Source organism: Sorangium sp. So ce128, assembly GCF_051525245.1.
Lineage (GTDB): Bacteria > Myxococcota_A > Polyangia > Polyangiales > Polyangiaceae > Sorangium > Sorangium cellulosum_B.
The window spans coordinates 10569911-10587751 of the sequence record NZ_CP150313.1 but is presented as its reverse complement, the minus strand read 5'-3'; the positions used below and the strand labels follow the sequence as shown (position 1 = coordinate 10587751).

Annotated in this window: 9 protein-coding genes; all 9 read left to right on the top strand. The window is 70.9% G+C overall.

The window, feature by feature from the left end; all coding sequences use genetic code 11:
- Positions 1-71 precede the first annotated feature (71 nt).
- From WME82_RS40110 to WME82_RS40070, 9 genes are read left to right on the top strand one after another with little or no spacing between them, the layout of a single operon-like run.
- A complete protein-coding gene (locus WME82_RS40110; protein WP_438039617.1) occupies positions 72-5612 on the top strand; it encodes an amino acid adenylation domain-containing protein in 5541 nt (1846 codons plus the stop codon).
- Positions 5609-7390 carry an ABC transporter ATP-binding protein gene (locus WME82_RS40105; RefSeq protein WP_438039616.1) on the top strand — a complete coding sequence of 594 codons (1782 nt, stop codon included), beginning with the start codon at positions 5609-5611 and terminating at the stop codon, positions 7388-7390. Before WME82_RS40110 ends, WME82_RS40105 begins: the two co-directional genes overlap by 4 nt.
- Positions 7387-9126, top strand: coding sequence for an ABC transporter ATP-binding protein (locus WME82_RS40100; protein WP_438039615.1), 1740 nt, complete (start codon positions 7387-7389; stop codon positions 9124-9126). The genes WME82_RS40105 and WME82_RS40100 overlap by 4 nt, the downstream gene beginning before the upstream one ends.
- Positions 9123-10232: a saccharopine dehydrogenase NADP-binding domain-containing protein gene (locus WME82_RS40095; protein WP_438039614.1), complete on the top strand. Its 1110-nt coding sequence runs from the start codon at positions 9123-9125 to the stop codon at positions 10230-10232. Before WME82_RS40100 ends, WME82_RS40095 begins: the two co-directional genes overlap by 4 nt.
- Positions 10229-12391, top strand: a complete 2163-nt coding sequence (locus WME82_RS40090; RefSeq protein ID WP_438039613.1) for a methyltransferase — start codon at positions 10229-10231, stop codon at positions 12389-12391. Before WME82_RS40095 ends, WME82_RS40090 begins: the two co-directional genes overlap by 4 nt.
- Before the next feature lie 20 nt (positions 12392-12411).
- The gene (locus tag WME82_RS40085; protein WP_438039612.1) at positions 12412-14715 is read left to right on the top strand and encodes a methyltransferase; all 2304 of its coding nucleotides are present in this window, start codon (positions 12412-12414) and stop codon (positions 14713-14715) included.
- A complete protein-coding gene (locus WME82_RS40080; RefSeq protein WP_438039611.1) occupies positions 14712-15902 on the top strand; it encodes a cytochrome P450 in 1191 nt (396 codons plus the stop codon). Before WME82_RS40085 ends, WME82_RS40080 begins: the two co-directional genes overlap by 4 nt.
- The gene (locus WME82_RS40075; protein WP_438039610.1) at positions 15899-17044 is read left to right on the top strand and encodes a Gfo/Idh/MocA family oxidoreductase; all 1146 of its coding nucleotides are present in this window, start codon (positions 15899-15901) and stop codon (positions 17042-17044) included. Before WME82_RS40080 ends, WME82_RS40075 begins: the two co-directional genes overlap by 4 nt.
- Before the next feature lie 30 nt (positions 17045-17074).
- On the top strand, positions 17075-17806 hold the full coding sequence (locus tag WME82_RS40070) for a VOC family protein (RefSeq protein WP_438039609.1): 732 nt from the start codon (positions 17075-17077) through the stop codon (positions 17804-17806).
- The last annotated feature ends 35 nt before the right edge of the window (positions 17807-17841 follow it).

Genomic DNA, 17841 nt, shown 5'->3' with positions numbered 1-17841 from the left:
AGAGCGCTTCGCCGGTGAGTACATCGTCTGATGTGACGCTTGTCGTCAACAAGCTACAGGAGCTTACGTCCATGCCCGTTGCCGGGATCATCGAAGAGCTGAAGACGCTGGGTGTCGATCTGTGGACAGAATCGGGGCAGCTCCGGTTCCGTGCGCCCAAAGGTTTGCTCACGGAAGACAAGATGACGGTGCTGCGCACGCACAAGGCGCAGATCATCGATTTTCTGGCAGCAAACCAGGGGGTGGTCGTCGCCGCGGACGAGCAGGGGCGTCATGAGCCGTTCCCGCTCACCGACGTGCAGACGGCCTACCTGCTGGGGCGCCAGAGCTCCTTCGGTTACGGCGGTGTCGCCTGCCACGGGTACCTGGAGGTGACGTATCCGGAGCTCGACCCCGCGCGCCTCGCCGACGCCTGGAACCTGCTGATCGAGCGGCACGAGATGCTGCGCGCCGTCATCGAGCAGGACGGCTACCAGCGCGTCCTGCCCACGGTACCTCGGTACCCCATCCAGTCGACGGACCTCCGCGGCGCCTCCGCCGCCGAGGTGGAGCGCGCGCTACGCGGCATCCGCGCCGAGATGGACCACCGGATGTACGAGACCACCGTATGGCCGCTGTTCGAGCTGCGGCATACCCGCACCAGCGGCGGCGACGTCGTGCACTTCTCGCTCGACTCGCTGATCGCCGACTGGGCGAGCGCCGGGATCTTCTTCGAGGAGCTCGACCTCATCCTCGCCGGCCGCAGCGACGAGCTGCGCCCGCTGGACCTCCGCTTTCGCGATTACATCCTCGCGGAGCGGCGGCTGCGCGAGACCGGGCGTTACCAGCGTGACCGCCAGTACTGGCTCTCGCGCGTCAACGATCTGCCCCCCGCGCCCGAGCTTCCGACGCTTCCATCGGCCGCGGAAGCCGGCCCCGTGCGCTTCCGCCGCCACCACGGCCGCCTGTCCGCCGAGCGCTGGGAGCGCCTCCGGCAGCGCGCCGGCGAGCGAGGGCTCACGGCCTCGATCGCCGTGCTGGGCGCCTATGCGGCGGTGCTTCAGCGCTGGAGCCGCCGCCAGCGGTTCAGCCTCAACCTCACGCTGCTCAACCGCCTGCCGCTGCACCCGCACGTCGACCGGATCGTCGGAGACTTCACGTCGGTCAGCCTCATGGACGTGCAGGCGGCGTCCGGGCGCAGCTTCAAGGAATGGGCTGCGCGGCTCGGCGATCAGATGTTCGCCGATCTCGATCACCGGCTGTTCACGGGGGTCGAGGTGCTGCGCGAGATGACCCGCCGGCGCGGGCGGGAAGCCGCGCTGATGCCGGTCGTCTTCACCAGCGCCATCGGCCTCGGCACGCGGCGACGACCCAGCAGCGGCCGGCGCTTCGGCCATGGCGTCACGCAGACCCCGCAGGTCTACCTCGATTGTCAGGTCATGGATGACGCCGACGGGCTCGAGGTCAACTGGGACGTGCGTCAGGGCATCTTCCCGGACGGCCTCATCGACGACATGTTCGGCGCGCTGCAGCGGCTGCTGGAGGATCTCGCGGAGCGCTCCGAGGCATGGGAGGCCGTCGAGCCGATCGCGTTGCCCGGATGGCAGGCGCAGGAGCGCGAGCGGGTCAATCAGACAAGCTGTCCGCTGCCGGACTCCCTCTTGCACCGAGGGTTCCTGGAGCAGGCCGCCCGCGACCCCGGCGCGGTGGCGGTGATCGGCCACGCGGGCAGCTTGACGTACGGCGACCTCGCGATGAGGGCGGCGTCGGTCGCGCAGGCGCTGCGAGACGGCGGCTGTACCGCGGGCGATCGGGTCGCCGTCGTCATGAACAAGGGGATCGAGCAGGTCGTCGCGGTGCTGGGCGTGCTGCTCGCCGGCGGGACCTATCTGCCGCTGGACGCCACGCAGCCGCGGCTGCGCATCGAGAAGGTGCTGTCGAACGCGGCGGTGCGACAGGTCCTGACCCAGTCGTGGATCTCCGCGGCGGCCAAGCTGCCGGACGGCCTGCGCGTGATCGACGTGGACACGCAGGCGCCTGCGAAGACCTTGCCCGAAGCGCCGATGGGCGACCCCGACGCGCTGGCGTACGTGATCTACACCTCCGGCTCCACGGGTGACCCGAAGGGGGTCATGATCACCCACCGGGCGGCGCTGAACACGATCGACGACATCAACCGTCGCTTCGGGGTGACCGGATCGGACCGGGTGCTGGGCCTCGCGCAGCTCGGCTTCGACCTGTCCGTGTACGACATCTTCGGAACCCTCGCCCTCGGCGGGACGCTCGTGCTCCCGGATCCCGACCGCGGCGCCGATCCCTCCCACTGGGCGGATCTCCTCGTGAAGCACGAGGTGACCCTGTGGAACTCCGTGCCTGCGCAGCTTCAGATGCTGGCGAGCTACCTGCAGACAGAGCCGGTCGCGATCCGCTCGTTGCGCATGGCGCTGCTGTCCGGCGACTGGATCCCGGTCACGCTGCCCGACCAGATCCGCCGGTTCATTCCTGACCTGACGCTCATCGGGCTCGGGGGCGCGACCGAGGCGGCCATCTGGTCGAATTACCATCGCATCGAGCGGGTCGATCCGGCGTGGACGAGCATCCCCTACGGGGTGCCGCTCGCCAACCAGGGCTTCCGCGTCCTCGACGAGTCGCTCCACGACGCGCCTGTGTGGGTCCCTGGAGAGCTGTACATCACCGGGCACGGCCTTGCGGCGGGGTACCTGGGCGACCCGGAGCTCACGGCAGCGCGCTTCTTCAACCATCCCGTCGATGGACAGCGCCTCTACAGGACCGGAGATCTCGGGCGCTATCTCCCCGGCGGATCCATCGAGTTCCTCGGACGCGAGGACAGCCAGGTCAAGATCCGCGGGCACCGGATCGAGCTCGGCGAGATCGAGGCCGCGCTGCTCGCGCATCCGGCGGTCGGCGCCGCCGCGGCCGTGGTGGCCGGCAAGGACCCCACGGATCGCACGCTGCTCGGCTTCGTCGAGCTCGCGCGGCGCAGCGCGCCTGCGGACGAGGATCTGGCCACGTCGCAGGCTCGCCTCGTGTCCGCGGCGCGGCAGTTCGCCGACAAGGAGGTCAGCGGCGTGACCGCGGCCCAGGTGAGCGAGGCGACCCGAGCGCTGCGCGACGCCTCGTTCGCGTCCATGATGAACGCGTTTTCCGAGCGCGGGCTCTTCGCCGGTCCGCGCGACACGCACTCGGCCGAGGAGATCCTGCGCGAGGCGCGCGTCCACGACCGCCATCACTGGCTCGTTCGCCGCTGGCTGGGGCTCCTGACCGAGGCGGGATGGCTCACGTACCACGAGGAGAGCCGCCGTTACGCGCAGCGCAGGGCCGCCGACGCGACAACGGTCCACGACGCCTGGCGGCGGTTCGAGGAGCTTTCGTCGTCGTCCGGGCTGTGTACGCCCGAGTTCGTTGAGTACCACAAGGCGCACGTGGAGCGGCTGCACGCCTTGCTCGAGAACCAGCAGAACCCGTTCGAGCTGCTGTTCCCGCAAGGGAAGCACGACGTGGCGCTCGCGGTGTACCGCGACGACGCGATCGCGCGTTACAACAACCACGCGGTCGCGGCGCTCCTGTACCGGATCGCCGCCGCGCATACGGACGGCGCCCCCCTGCGGGTGCTCGAGATCGGCGCCGGCACGGGGGCCACCACCGGCGTGGTCCTCCCGATGCTCGACGGCCATGACGTCGACTACCTGTTCACGGACCTGACAGCCTTCTTCCTGGCCGACGCGCGCGAGCGGTTCCGGGAGCGCCCCTGGGTCCGATTCGGGCAGCTCGACCTGAACGAGGACTACCGCGCCCAGGGCTTGCTGCCGAACTCCGCGGACGTCGTGCTGTGCGCCGGAATGCTGAACAGCACCCGCAACGTCGAAGCCGCGGTGGCGGCCGCGGTGGAGCTGCTCGGGCCATCGGGGTGGCTCGTGTTCACCGAGCCTACCGCCGATCACCCGCACGTCCTGCTCACCCAGGGCTTCATGATGGACCCCTCGGGCGCAGACAGGGAACGCGGCACCACCAAGTTCCTGTCCACCGAGCAGTGGCAAGGCCTGATAGCGAAGAGCGGCGGCGAGCTGGTGCTCCGCCTGCCGGACGACGACCATCCGATGGCGGCGTATGGCATGCACATGTTCGCTGCGCGCTTCAAGACCGACCGGGCCCGGGTCGGGACCGACGAGCTCACGAGCTTCCTCGGGCAGCGGCTGCCGGCGCACATGGTGCCTGCTCATCTGCAGGTCATCGACCGGCTGCCGCTCACGGCGAACGGCAAGGTCAACCGCAAGGCGCTCGCCGCCCTGCGGCCCGCGGCGTTCATCGACGGCGCCGGGAAGGAGGCCGATGCCACGCTGGACGAGCTGGAGAGCCGGCTGTGTGCGCTCTGGGCGAGCGCGCTCGGCATCGCGCGGATCGGAAAGGGCGAGAACTTCTACGACCGCGGCGCCGACTCGCTGATCCTCGCCAGAGTGGCAGGGCGACTGCGCGAGGAGGTGCCGGAAGCCGCGCCGTTCGCCTACGACACGCTCCTGCGGCAGATGCTCAATGAGCCGACGGTCGACGCGCTCGCGCGCGCGCTGCGCAGGCAAGACGGCGCCGCGCACGCGCCGAGCGGCGCTGGGCCGGGCGCGGAGGCGTCCTCCGGCGGCGGCAAGACCGCGCAGGTCGCGCAGCGCCGGGAGGGCAGCAACTCGTTGATCCTCTCGTTCGGCGGCGGGGACGGGCCGGCGCGTGTGATGTTCCACGCGGCGCTGGGCACCATGGATTACTTCCAGCACCTGGGGCGGGCGCTCGCCGCCCAGAACCTGGGGCCCGTCCTGGGCTTCGCTGTCGCCGACCCCGAGCTGTACCTCGCGATCCCCCCGAAGGAGCTCGTCGCGCGCGTGTCCGACGATTACGCGCAGCGGCTCATCGATGAAGGCTTCACGCGGTTTCAGCTCATCGGCTACTGCCTCGGCGGGCTGCTCGCCACCGAGGTGGCCCGGCGGCTGCTCGAGCGCGGGATGTCGGTGGACCTGGCGCTCGTCGACAGCATCCCGATGTTCATCGAGACCGACGAAGAGCTCGCGTTCGAGGCGATCTTCGCGCCGAATTTGAACCTGGATCCGGTGAAGGCCGTCTTCGGCGACGACGTCGACAGCGCCGACGTGTACCGGGCCATCGAGAAGCTGATGGTCGACTACGACCGCAAGATTCCGGCCGGCGCAATGGCCAGGCTCGGCGGGGACCCCGGGCTGGAATCGGTCGCCGCTGCGGTGCGCAGGCAGTCCGCGCGCAGTCAGGACGAGCGCCTGGCCAGCTATGCGAAGGTGGCGGCTGCCCAGGCCGGGGTGCCCGTCGGGCCCGAGCTCATCCCGGCGCTGTTCCGGACCTGCAGGCATAGCATGCGCGCCGCGCGGTTCGATCCCGAGCCGTACGTCGGCGATATGACGTTCTTGCGGTGCGACGAGGAGCAATCCTTCGGCATCACCGCGGGCGTCGGGCACCTGACGGCGCCGTTCTGGGAAGGCGTCTGCCTCGGCGAGTTCAAGCTGATCGACGTGCCCGGCAACCATTTCAGCGTCATCGAGCCGCCGCATGTGAATGTCGTGGCCGAGCACCTCGCGGTATCGTTGCGCCACACATGAGAGAGAATCGAGAGAATCAGCAGAAGGACGCGGCGCTCCGCGAGCTGCGCCGCCCGATAGCAGGGCTGACGCGCCTCGGGATCTTCCTTGGCGGCGTCGGGGCGCTGACGACGCTCGTCCCGTTCATCGGTATCGCCGAGCTCGCGCGGATCCTCGTCGCGTCCGGCCCGATCGACAGCGCGAAGGTGGCCGGGGTCGCGCTGATCATCGTGGTCGGCCTCGGCGTCGGGTGGACATGCACCGGAACGGCGCTGTGGGTGACTCACCTGGCCGACCACCGGCTTCAGGCCATCCTGCGGCGCGCGCTGGTGCGCAAGCTGGGCGAGGTGCCGCTGGGGTGGTATTCCGACAAGACGTCAGGGGTGGTCCGCAAAGCGGTCCAGGACGACCTGGAGGACCTGCACCACCTCGTCGCGCACCACGATGTCGAGCTCGTCTCGGCGATCGTCCTTCCGCTCGGCGGCCTCCTGTACCTGTTCTGGCTGGACTTTCGGCTGGCGCTGCTCGCGATCGCCACCCTGCCCATCTACATCGTCGCTTACGCATGGATGATGCGGGGCTTCGCCGAGAAGATGATGCAGCTCGACGCGAGCTTCGCCAGGGTGAGCGCCGCGATCGTCGAGTTCGTACACGGCATCGCGGTCGTGAAGGCGTTCGGCCAGACGGGCCGCGCTCACCAGAGCTACCAGCGCGCCGTCAGCGATTTCAGCGACCGGTACGCCGGCTGGGTGCGGCCGCTGCTCCGGCTCGAGGCGCTGACCTCGATGGCCCTCTCGGTGCCCGTGATCATGCTGGTGAGCCTGACGGTCGGCGCCTGGTTCATCCGAGAGGGCTGGGTGAGCCCCATCGACCTGCTCGCCGAGACCCTGGTCGCCGTGGTCATCCCGCAGACGGTGCTCACGCTGAACCAGGGGCTCACGGCCCAGCGCAAGGCCGTGGCGGCGGCGGAGCGCGTCGCCTCGCTGCTCGACGAGCCGTCATTGCCCATCACGACGACGCCAGAGGCGCCGCGCGGGGCGGGGGTGCAGTTCGATCACGTCTCGTTCAGCTACGATGGCTCGAGGAGCGTGCTCTCCGACGTGAGCTTCGCTTGCACGCCTGGCACGGTGACCGCGCTGGTCGGGACCTCGGGCGCGGGGAAGTCCACGCTGGCAAAGCTGGTGCCCAGGTTTTATGACGTGACCGGCGGCGCTGTCCTGCTCGGCGGCGTCGATATCCGCAACATCGCGCCGGACGTGCTGTACCGGAACGTCGGCTTCGTTCTGCAGGACGTCCAGCTGGTCCATGGAACGGTCGCCGACAACCTGCGCCTCGGCCGGCCCGAGGCCAGCGACGAAGACGTCGTCGCGGCCGCGCGCGCCGCGCAGATCCACGATCGGCTCGTCGCGCTTCCCAGGGGATATCGGTCCGTGATCGGCGAGGACGCCATCCTGTCGGGCGGCGAAGCGCAGCGGCTGTCCATCGCGCGCACGCTGCTCGCGGACACCGCGGTGCTGATCCTGGACGAGGCGACGGCGCACGCGGATCCGGAGTCAGAAGCGCAGATCCAGGACGCGCTGTCCGCGGTCGCGCGCGGGCGCACCGTGATCGTCATCGCCCACCGGCTGGCGACGATCACCGGCGTCGATCAGATCGTCGTGCTCGACGAGGGCCGCGTGCGCGAGCGCGGCACGCATTCCGCGCTGCTCGCCGCGGACGGGCTCTACGCCAGGATGTGGCGTGCTTACGCCGAGAGCGACATGGCGGCTGCCACTGCAGCGGTGGGTGAAGCCTCATGATCCGGCAACTGACCAAGATCCTGGGACCGCAGCACGCAAGGGCGCTGCACGTCTATTTCGGCTGGCTCATCGTCTACTCCGTCGTTCAGGGGGTGGCGATGGCGTTCCTCGTCCCGGTCCTCAAGGCGCTGCTCGGCGGGGACCTGGGCGAGGCGCTGCGCTGGCTGCTCCTCCTGGCCGCGGTCGTCGCGGTGACGTGCGTCGCCCGTTACCAGCAGACGATGAAGGGCTTCGCGCTCGCGCTTGTCGTCCTGACCACGCTGCACGACCGGCTCGGCAACCACGTCGCCCGCCTGCCGATCGGCTGGTTCTCCTCGGAGAAGGTCGGCCGTCTCTCACGGAGCGCGACGGGCGGCACCATGATGGTCACCAACGTGTTTGCCCACCTCCTGACCCCGGTGGTGAGCGGCATCCTGACGCCCGCGACGATCGCCGTCGCCATGCTGTTCTTCGACTGGCAGCTCGGGTTGACGGCCATCGCCTGCACGCCGCTGATCTACCTGACGCACCGCTGGTCGTCGGCGTGGATCGGCCGCACCGAGGAGCAGGTCGACGCCGCGGGGGCGCTCGCCAGCAACCGGGTCGTCGAGTTCGCGCGCAACCAGCAGGTGCTGCGCGCCTTCGGTCGGGCCACGGGGGGGTATGCGCCGCTGGAGGAGGCGATCGATGGGCAGCGCGCCGCGGGCGGGTCGATGCTGCGTCAGACCTTCCCCAGGTTGCTCGCGGGCGGTCTGTCGGTGCAGCTCGCGTTCGCCGCGCTGATCGCGGTCGGCGTGGTGCGCGCGCTCGATCGGTCGATCGATCCGATCGAGCTCGTCGCGCTGCTGGCGTTGGCCGCCAGGTTCGTGGGGCCGCTGGCCGAGGCCGCGGGGCGTAGCGGGCTCTTGCGGATGGCAGGCAACGATCTGGAGCGGCTGTCCGCCATCTTCGATGAGGCGCCGCTGCCCGAGCCGGAGCGCTCCAGGCCCGTTGCGACGCCGGGGGAGATCGAGTTCTCCGATGCCCTGTTCGGCTATCAGCCGGGCGCTCCCGTGCTCCGTGATGTGTCTTTCCGGATAGCGCCGAGGACGATGACGGCGATCATCGGGGCATCCGGCTCCGGGAAGACCACGATAACACGGCTGATCGCGCGCTTCTTCGATGTCGACGCGGGCTCGGTGCGGGTGGGCGGCGTGGATGTCCGCGAGCTCTCCACGGAAGACCTGATGACGCAGCTGTCGCTCGTCATGCAGGACGTCTATCTGTTCGATGACACGCTGGAGGCGAACATCCGGGTGGGCCGGCTGGACGCCACGGACGCCGAGGTGCGCGAGGCCGCCCGCCTGGCGGGCGTGGAAGAGATCATCGAGCGCCTCCCGCAGGGCCTGAAGACCCGGGTCGGCGAGGGCGGAGCGTCGCTGTCTGGCGGGGAGCGCCAGCGGGTGTCGGTCGCCCGAGCCGTGCTCAAGAACGCTCCTATCGTGCTGCTGGACGAAGCGACGGCGGCGCTCGACCCGGAGAACGAGCGCTACATCCAGAGCGCGATGCGGACACTGATGCACCGGTCGACCCTGCTGGTCATCGCGCACCGGCTGCCGACCATCGTGTCCGCCGATCAGATCCTCGTGCTCGACGGCGGCCGCATCGTCGAGGCGGGAACGCATCAGGAGCTCCTGGCGCGCAACGGGCGGTACACGGCGTTCTGGAACGAGCGCCGCCGCGCCCACGGATGGCGGCTGGTGGAGGCTGCGGGATGACGATCGGCATCTTGGGAGGTTATGGCGACGTCGGCGCGCAAGCGGCCCGGCGGCTCCAGTCGCTCGGCCTCGGGCCGCTGCGGATCGGCGGGCGAAACCCCGAAGCGGCCCGCCGCTTCGCGAAGGAGCTGTCCGCGGGAGCGGTCGAGCACCAGGCGGTCGATGTTCGGGACGACGCGTCGTTGCGTCGCTTCGTCGGTGGGTGTCGGATCGTGCTCAACTGCGCAGGTCCATCACACGCCATCGCGGACCGCGCGGCGAGCGCAGCCGTGGGAGCCGGCGCCGACTACGTGGACGCCGCCGGCGACGATGCGCTGTACGCGCTCCTGGACGACGAGGCGTACCGCACCCGCGGGCGCGTGGCCGTGCTCTCGGCGGGGCTGCAGCCTGGCCTCACCGCGCTCTTGCCGCGATGGGCGGCGCAGCGGGCTTTCAGCCAGGTTCACGGCATGCGCAGCTATTTCGGCGTGCTGGACCGCTTCACCGAGGTCGCCGCGGACGACTACCTCCAGGCGGCCACGGACGGGGTGAGCGAGCCGCTCGCGGCATGGCGAAAGGGGCGTCGCTCCGGGGTGCTGACCCGGACGCGCAACGTGGAAGTCCCGTTCTTCCCCGGTCCGGCGACCCTGATGCCTTACCTCAACACCGAAGGGGAGCGGCTCGCGGCGTCGCTCCGGCTCGCTCGAGGAGACTGGTACACTGTCATTACCGGCCAGCACATCCTCACGGCCTTCGATCGCGCCCGCACCCTCGAACGCCGCGAGGCGGTCGCGGCGTTATGCCGGGCCAGCTTGCTCGACCTCGCTGGACGGGAGCCTCACGTCCTCCTCGTCGCGCAGCTCGACGGCTTGCGGGACGGCGCTCCGGTCACGCGCACGCTGGTTATGCGCGGGCGGCGCAACGCCGAGCTCACAGGGACCCTGGCCGCGCTCACCACGCTGGCGGTGGACCAGGGCCAGGTGCCCGCCGGGCGCCACTTCGCAGCGGCGGCGCTCGAACCCCTGTCGACGGTCGGTCGCCTTCGCGAGAGCGGCGCGGTGACCGCGCTCGATCTGCTGGATACGTCGATCGACGCGCTCGGCGCTACCGAGGAGGGCTCCCTGTGACCGCCGGGATCCCTCTCGTGCTGTGCGGCGCCGGGTTCGGTCCTCTGCACCTGGCCGCGCTCCAGCGGTTGAACGGGCGCTTTCGCCTCATCGGCCAGCTCGCCGACGACAGCGAGGGCGCCCGGAGGTTCGCCGATCAGGCCAGGATAGCGCTCTGGATCCGGCCGGATCAGGCTCCCCTCGGCGCCGGCGTGAGCTGCTGGGTATCGGCGGCCGGGCACGGCGTGCCGGTGACCGAGCGCGCCGTCGACCTCCTGGGGCGCGGCAGCGCCGTGCTGGCGGAGGCGCCGCTCGAGCACGATGAGCTCGCCGCGTGCCTGCGGCAAGCGCGCCTTGGCCGAGCCGCCTTCCGGGTGGCAGCGGTCGCCTCTGCCACGCCGGCATCCCGGCGGTTCCTCGGCGCAGCGCAGGTGTTGCGCGCGCGCACGCCGGTCAGGTACGTCGCGGCGACGTGCACGAGAGCGTCGATCCAGGCGCTGCTCCGCCTCCTGGGAGACGCGCTCGGCGCCCTGCGCCCCTGGCAGATCCGTGAGCCGGCGCCGCTCGGGAGCGGGCTTGTCGTGCTCGGAGGCAGCCTCGCGGGTGTTCCCATCGTCCTGCGCGTGCGCAACGAGGTGTCGTTAGAAGCGCAGAGCGTCGTCGAGCTCGCCCTGGGCAGCGACGCCGGCGAGCTGAAGTTGACCGGGGTTCACGGCGACGTCCTCTGGACCGCACACGCCACGGGGTCTGCCGTGCTGCTCGGCGGGACGGACGCGCCGGCCGAGCGCGAGACCGTGAGCTGGCTGCGCGCGACCCGCGGCGAGCTGACGGCGTTCGCCAACGCCGTTGAGAGCCCAGGCGCAGCCGTCAGCGAGGCTCAGGTTCAGCTCACGCTGTGCCGCCTCCGGCACGACATCCTCGCCGCGCTCGGCTCGGCGACGGCGCGCGCCGACGCGGAGGTCGTCCCCGCAGCGGATCTGGCCGCGGCGGCCGTGGAGGCCGCCGCCGACGACGCCGGCGGTGAGGCGCCCCGCGTGCCGACGGGAGACGAGACACACGAGGCGGGCCTGAGGCTCACTCGGCTGCTGGAACCCGCGCCGGGGAGGGATGCCCTGGCGCACCTGCCGGGGGCGATGCAGCGACTCGAGGCGATCAGCCTGCGGGCCCTGGGGGAGCTGCTCCTCGCGAGCGGCGCCGTGCATCCGGGAGGCGACGCGCGCACCGCGGAGGAGATCGTCGGCGCGCTGGGCGCGGCGCCGCGGCACGCATGGCTCGTCCGGCGGTGGCTCGCCGCGCTGTGCGACCGCGGTGTGCTCGGCAACGTGGCGGATAAGTACGTGTGGCGGCGGGCCCTGCGGGACGCCGGCGCGGCCGCCGACCTGCCCGACGCGTATGCCGCGCTCGGCTTCCCGCCCGCGATGGCGGAAGTCCACCAGGCCGCTCTGCTCCGCCTGCACGCGCTCGTGCGCGACGAGCTCTCGATTCAGCAGCTCTTGTTTCGCGAGCGGCAGGACCTCTCCACCCTCGCCGCCTACCAGGACAACGTCTTCACCGCTTACCTGAGCGCCGCCGGCGCTCACCTCGTTCGCCGCTGCGCGGAGCTGCGGCACCGGCCGCTGCGCGTGCTCGAGCTCGGCGGAGGCGCCGGGCTCACCACGACAGCCGCGCTGCGGGCCCTCGACGGCGCGCCGGTCGACTACCTGTTCACCGACGTCGCGCGCGCGTTCACGGCCGCGGCGCAGGAGCGGTTCGGCCGCCATCGCGGGATGCGCACTGCCGTGCTCGACATCAACGTCGATTTCACGGCGCAGGGGGTGGAGCCGCACGCGGCGGACGTCGTGCTCGCGGGCAATGTCCTCCACAACGCCGCGCATACGGGTCGGACGCTGCGCCGCATCCGCCGCGCGCTCGCCCCCGGCGGGTGGCTCATCTTCACGGACTCCACACGAGAGAACTGCGCGATCCTGACGGCGATGCAGTTCCTGCTGTCTCCTGCGGCCGGCTCGCCGCCGCTCGGCAGCGAGGACCGGCGCGCGGGGACCGATCAGGTGTTCGTCGACGCGCCCGGCTGGAATGAGGAGCTCCTGGCCGCTGCCTTCGTGCCGCGGTTCGTCCTTCCTTCGCTCGAATCACCCCTGGCCGTGGCAGGCCAGCACCTGTTCTTCGCCACCGCCTGCTGACGACCACCCGAGGAGGTGCCATGACCGTGAGACAGATCATCGATGGGCTCGAGCGCCTCGCGAGCCGAGCGGCGCTGGTGTCGAGCGGGCGCGAGTGGACCGGAGCAGAGGTGCTCGACTCGACGTACCGCGCTGTCACGGCGCTGCGCCAGCGCGGGGCCGTCGCGGGCCGCACGCTGAGCTGGAGCGCCGGAGACAGGCCTCAGGCCCTGTCGGTCCGGCTGGCTGCCATGCTGCTCGGCGCGCGGTTCTCCGCCGAGCCGCCAGCGAGCGGCGGCGGCGATGTCCTGAGGATCACGGACGCTGACCTGTCCGCGCTCGACGGGGCGAGCGCCTGCGAGCCCCGCCTGGTGGACGACGCGCCGTTCTCCGTGGTTCGCGGATCCTTCGTGTGGTCGAGAGCGGTGTTCTGCGAATCGGTGGCTGCCCTGCGCGACGCAATCGGCCCTTCGCCTGCGCGCACGGCGGTGCTCTCGCCGCTGGCCGGGTTCGGCGGGGATGCGGTGTTCGCGAGCTGGAGCGCCGGCGCCGCCGTCCACCATCATGCGGTGGACGCGAGCGCCGCGAGCCCGGCCAAGGCCCTTTCGTTCCTCGAGCGAGCGGCCCCGGACTGCGCGATCGTGTCAGCGACGCTGCTGCGCAGCCTCCTGGCCCACCCGGCGGCCGCGCTCGCCGACCTCGGGGCGCTGCGGCGCATCGTGGTCGACGCCGGCGCAGGCGCCGGTGGAGCGCTGTCCGCCGAGTCGTCCGCGGCCGTGCGGCGCGTCTTCGGCGCAGAGCTCGTGGACAGGATCGCCGGTGAAGCCGGGCTCGTGCCCGTGGAGCGCGAGCTGCGCAGAGCCGAGCAAGAAGCGGCGCGCATCGCGGAGCTCGTGATGAGCCATCCGGGCGTGGCGGCGGCGGCGGTGATCCCCTCCGACGGCGACGGCTGGGCCGTCTTTGCCGTCCCCGCGAAGCGTGCCAGCGACGACGCCGACGAGGACGCGAGCGGACAGCGCCTGATCGCCAAGGCGACCGCCGCGCTGGACGCCGAGCTCGCCGGGACCGACCTGAACAGGGCGATCGCGGCCGTGGAGCGGCTGGGACAGACAGCGCTGCTGTCGATGCTCAACGCGCTGGGCCGCAGCGGCCTTTTTACCGACACGGCCGCCGCCCACACCGTGGACGAGGTGCTCGCGCGGGCGCGTGTCGCCGCCGCGCATCGGCCCCTCATCCGTCGCTGGCTCAGGGTGCTCACGGAGCAGAAGCTGCTGCGCCGGGACGGAGATCTGCTGAGCGCCGTGGGCCCGGTCTGCGACTTCTCGGACGCCGCGCTGGCGCGCGCATGGGACGAGCTGAAGGGAGAATGGCTGGCCACGGTCGGCGCGGCCGGCACGATCGACTACGCGGTCCGCAATTCCGACCGATTGCCCGACCTGATCTCCGGCGCGGTGCGGGCCGTCCACCTGTTGTTCCCGGAGGGGCGCACCGACCTCGCCAGGGCCTTGTATCGCGAGAGCATCGCCGCCCGGTACCAGCACCGCGCCGTCGGTCTCCTCGTGAGCAGGATTGCCAGGGAATGGCCCGGGCAGCGGCCGATCCGGCTGCTCGAGGTCGGCGCCGGCACGGGGGCGACCTCCGAGTCGCTCTTACCGGAGCTCTCGGGCGCCGAGGTCGACTACCTCTACACCGACGTCTCCAGGTACTTCCTCGATCAGGCGGCCCCGCGGCTCGCCGGGCACCGGTGCGTGCGCTTCGGCCTCTACGACATCAACGTCGCGCCGAGAGAGCAGGGCTTCGTCCCGAACTCGTTCGACGTGATCATCGGAGGGGGCGTGCTCAACGCCGCGCGGAACACGGATGCCTCCCTCCGCTGGCTCAACGAGCTGCTCGGCCCCGGCGGCTGGCTCGTCCTGACCGAGCCCACGGTCGAAGAGTTCTGGGTCATGGCCTCCCAGGCCTTCATGCTGGACGACGCCAGCGACGGCAGGGCCGAGACGGAGTCGACGTTCCTCTCGCTGCCTCAGTGGAACGCGGCGCTGGACGGCGCTGGCCTCCAGCGCGTCCTCGGGCTGCCCCGGGACGGCCACCCGCTGGAGCGGCTCGGCCATCGTGTGTTCGCGGCCCGGACCAAGATGGATCGGGCGCTGCTGACCTCGGAGCGCCTCTCCGAGCATCTCGGCGAGCGCCTGGGAGCCTTCGCCAGCATCGAGATCGTGGACGAGCTGCCGCTCGCCGCAGGCGGCGCCCTCGACCGCGAGCGGCTGCGCGACTGGGCCGCGCGCCGCCGGCGCTTCGATTCCCGCCCGCTTTCCACGGCGGCATCACAAGGACGAACGCAATGACCACCGCGACGAATCCCCCCATCCCGTATCCCTTCAATCTCTTCGACGGCATCGCGCTCGCCTCTGCGTACTCGCGCGCTCAGCAAACGCCGGGGCTGCTCAAGGTCAAACTGCCTTATGGCGAGCCGGCGTGGCTCGCGACCCGCTACGAGGACGTCCGCTTCGTGCTGTCCGACCGGCGGTTCAGCCGCGAGGAGGCCACGAAGCGCGCGGACGCCCCGAGGGCGCTCCCGCGCATCGCCGGCGGGATCGTCATGATGGACCCGCCCGAGCTGACCCGCATCCGCAACCTGGTCACCCAGGCGTTCACCAACCGGCGCGTGGAGCAGCTGCGCCCGCACGTCCGCGACCTCGCCAACGAGCTGATCGACAGGATGGTGGCCAAAGGCCCCCCTGCGGATCTCGTGCGGGACTACGCGCTGCCGATCCCGATGTCCGTGATCTGCGAGCTCCTGGGTGTTCCGGTGGCGGATCAGTCCAGGTTCAAGGAGTGGAACGACTCTCTGCTCTCGACCAACACGCAGACCGCGGAGCAGACGCAGCGGAACCTCGGCGAACTATCCCAGTACATCATGGGGCTGATCCGCCTGCGCCGGGCCGAGCCGGGCGACGACCTGATGAGCGCGCTCATCGAGGCCCACGACGTGGACGACCGCCTGAACGAGCGCGAGATGGTCCAGCTCTGCATCGCCATCCTGATCGCGGGGTACGAGGCCACCTCCTCGCAGATCCCGAACTTCATCTACACGCTCCTGACCCATCAGGAGCAGCTCGCGCGCCTCAAGTCGGATCCTGGCCTCGTGGCGCAGGCGGTCGAGGAGCTGCTCCGTTTCGTGCCGATCGCGTCCGCCGCGATGTTTCCGCACTACGCCACCGAGGACGTCCAGGTGGGCGACACGCTGGTGCGCGCGGGTGAGCCCGTGTTTGCGTCGGTCGGCGCGGCCAACCACGACCCCCGCAAGTTCTCCGATCCACACCGGCTCGACTTCGATCGGGACGCGCGGGCGCATTTCGCGTTCGGCTGTGGGATGCATTATTGCATCGGCGCGTCGCTGGCCCGGGTCGAGCTCCAGGAAGCGCTGAGAGCGCTCGTGACCCGCTTGCCGGATCTGCGCCTCCACGCCGACGTCCAGTGGAAGACCGCGACGTTCTTCCGCGGCCCGCTGACGATGCAGGTGACCTGGTGAGCGCCGGCGGCGGCAAGAAGAAGCGCGTCGTCGTCGCCGGCACCGCCTTCGGGCGCATCTACCTCGATGCGGTCGCGTCGGCGCAGGGCTCGTTCACGCTGGCCGGCGTGCTCGGGCGCGGCAGCGAGTTCTCCAGGAAGTGCGCCGAGCGCTACGGAGCGCCGCTCTACACAAGGGTGGAGGACATCCCCGGCGACATCGACATCGCCTGCGTGGTGGTGCGCTCGGGGGCGACCGGCGGCCCAGGCTCCGATCTGGCCAGGACGCTGCTCGAGCGCGGGATCCACGTGCTGCAGGAGCATCCCGTGCACGCCGCGGAGATCACCGCGTGCCTGAAGGCCGCGAAGCGGGGGGGCGCCGCGTACGCGGTCAACACGCTGTACCCGAACGTGCGCCCGATCCGGCAGTTCCTTGCCGCGGCCGAGTACATCAGGAAGCGCCAGCGCATCCAGTTCATCGACGCCGCTTGCAACAGCCAGGTCGCCTATCCGCTGCTCGACGTGATCGGCCGCGCCGCAGGCGACCTGCGCCCGTGGTCGTTCTCCGAATGCGCGCCGCGAGGCGACCGGCCGTCGCCGGCCGCGGGCCAGCCGTTTCAGAGCCTGAGCGCGACCCTCGGCGGCGTGCCCGTGACGCTCCGCGTGCAGAACCAGGTCCACCCCGAGGATCCCGACAATCACTCCCTGCTCATGCACCGGATCTCGCTCGGATGCGACGCCGGCGTGCTGACCCTGGCCGACACCCACGGTCCCGTCCTCTGGAATCCGCGCTTGCACTCGCCGCGCGACGCGACCGGGCGCCTGATCATGAGCGGACCCGGCACCGACCGCCTCGCCGTGGAGAGCACGTCGATCCTGGGCGACCAGCACACGCGCAGCTATCACGACGTGTTCGCGCGGACGTGGCCCGATGCTGTCGTGGTCGCCTTGCACGACCTGTGCGGCGACATCGCCGACCCGGCTCGCCGTGTCCGCAGCGGCCAGTGGGCCCTGGGCGTGTCGCTCGCGTGGCGTGATCTGACGGAGCGGATCGGGATGCCCGAGCTCATCCGTCCGGAGACCCCGGAGCCGCTCCCCCTCGACGAGCTGCGTGCGGCGGCGCGCGCTGCCACCTTCGATGCGGCCGGGAGCGGCGCGCGTTGATCGAGCGCCTGGCGCTCGGGAGAAATGAACATGGCGACTTCTTGCAGCCACGTCTTGGTATGGGTGCGCGACATTCATCAAGCCGTGCGCGACTACAGAGAGCTCGGGTTCAAGGTGGACTACGCGACACCCGAGCGAAAGGCCCAGCACGCGCACATCTGGTTCACGGAAGGCCCCATCGTCGAGCTGCTCACGACGCCGCGCAGCGCGCGGTGGTTCAAGTGGCCGATCGAGCTGATGGCCGGGCGCGGCTCGGGCCGGCGGATGATCCGCTGGTCCGAGCACGGTGAGGGCTTCTGCGACGTGGCGGTCGTGGTGGACACGCACGCTCTCGACCGTGAGCTCGCCGCGCTGCGGGAGGCAGGGATCCCCGTCGGCAGAGCCATCGGGTGGCGACGGACGAAGCCCGATGGCCAGGAGATCCGCTTCAAGTTTGCCTATCCGGCCAACGATCGCCTCCCGTTCATCGTGACCCCCTACGATCCGCCTCAACATCCGAGAGAGAACCGCCATCCGAACGGGGCCAAGAGGCTCAGCCGGGTGCGCATGGGGGTCCGCGCCGAGCATCGAGAGGCGGTGCGCCGGATCGTCGGTGACGACCCGACGTTCGCGCTCGAGCCCGCCGAGGTGACGGGGGTCCGCGCCATCGAGATCGCTGGCCTGACCGCCGATCTCGACCCGACCCTCCTGCACGGCGCGGCCGTGATGCCCGCCCGCCCGAACGCTGACCCGGGCCGCGCGCATCGAAGCGCAGGACAGTGAGCGCCGACGAACGTCGGTGAAAGCGAGGGAGCTTC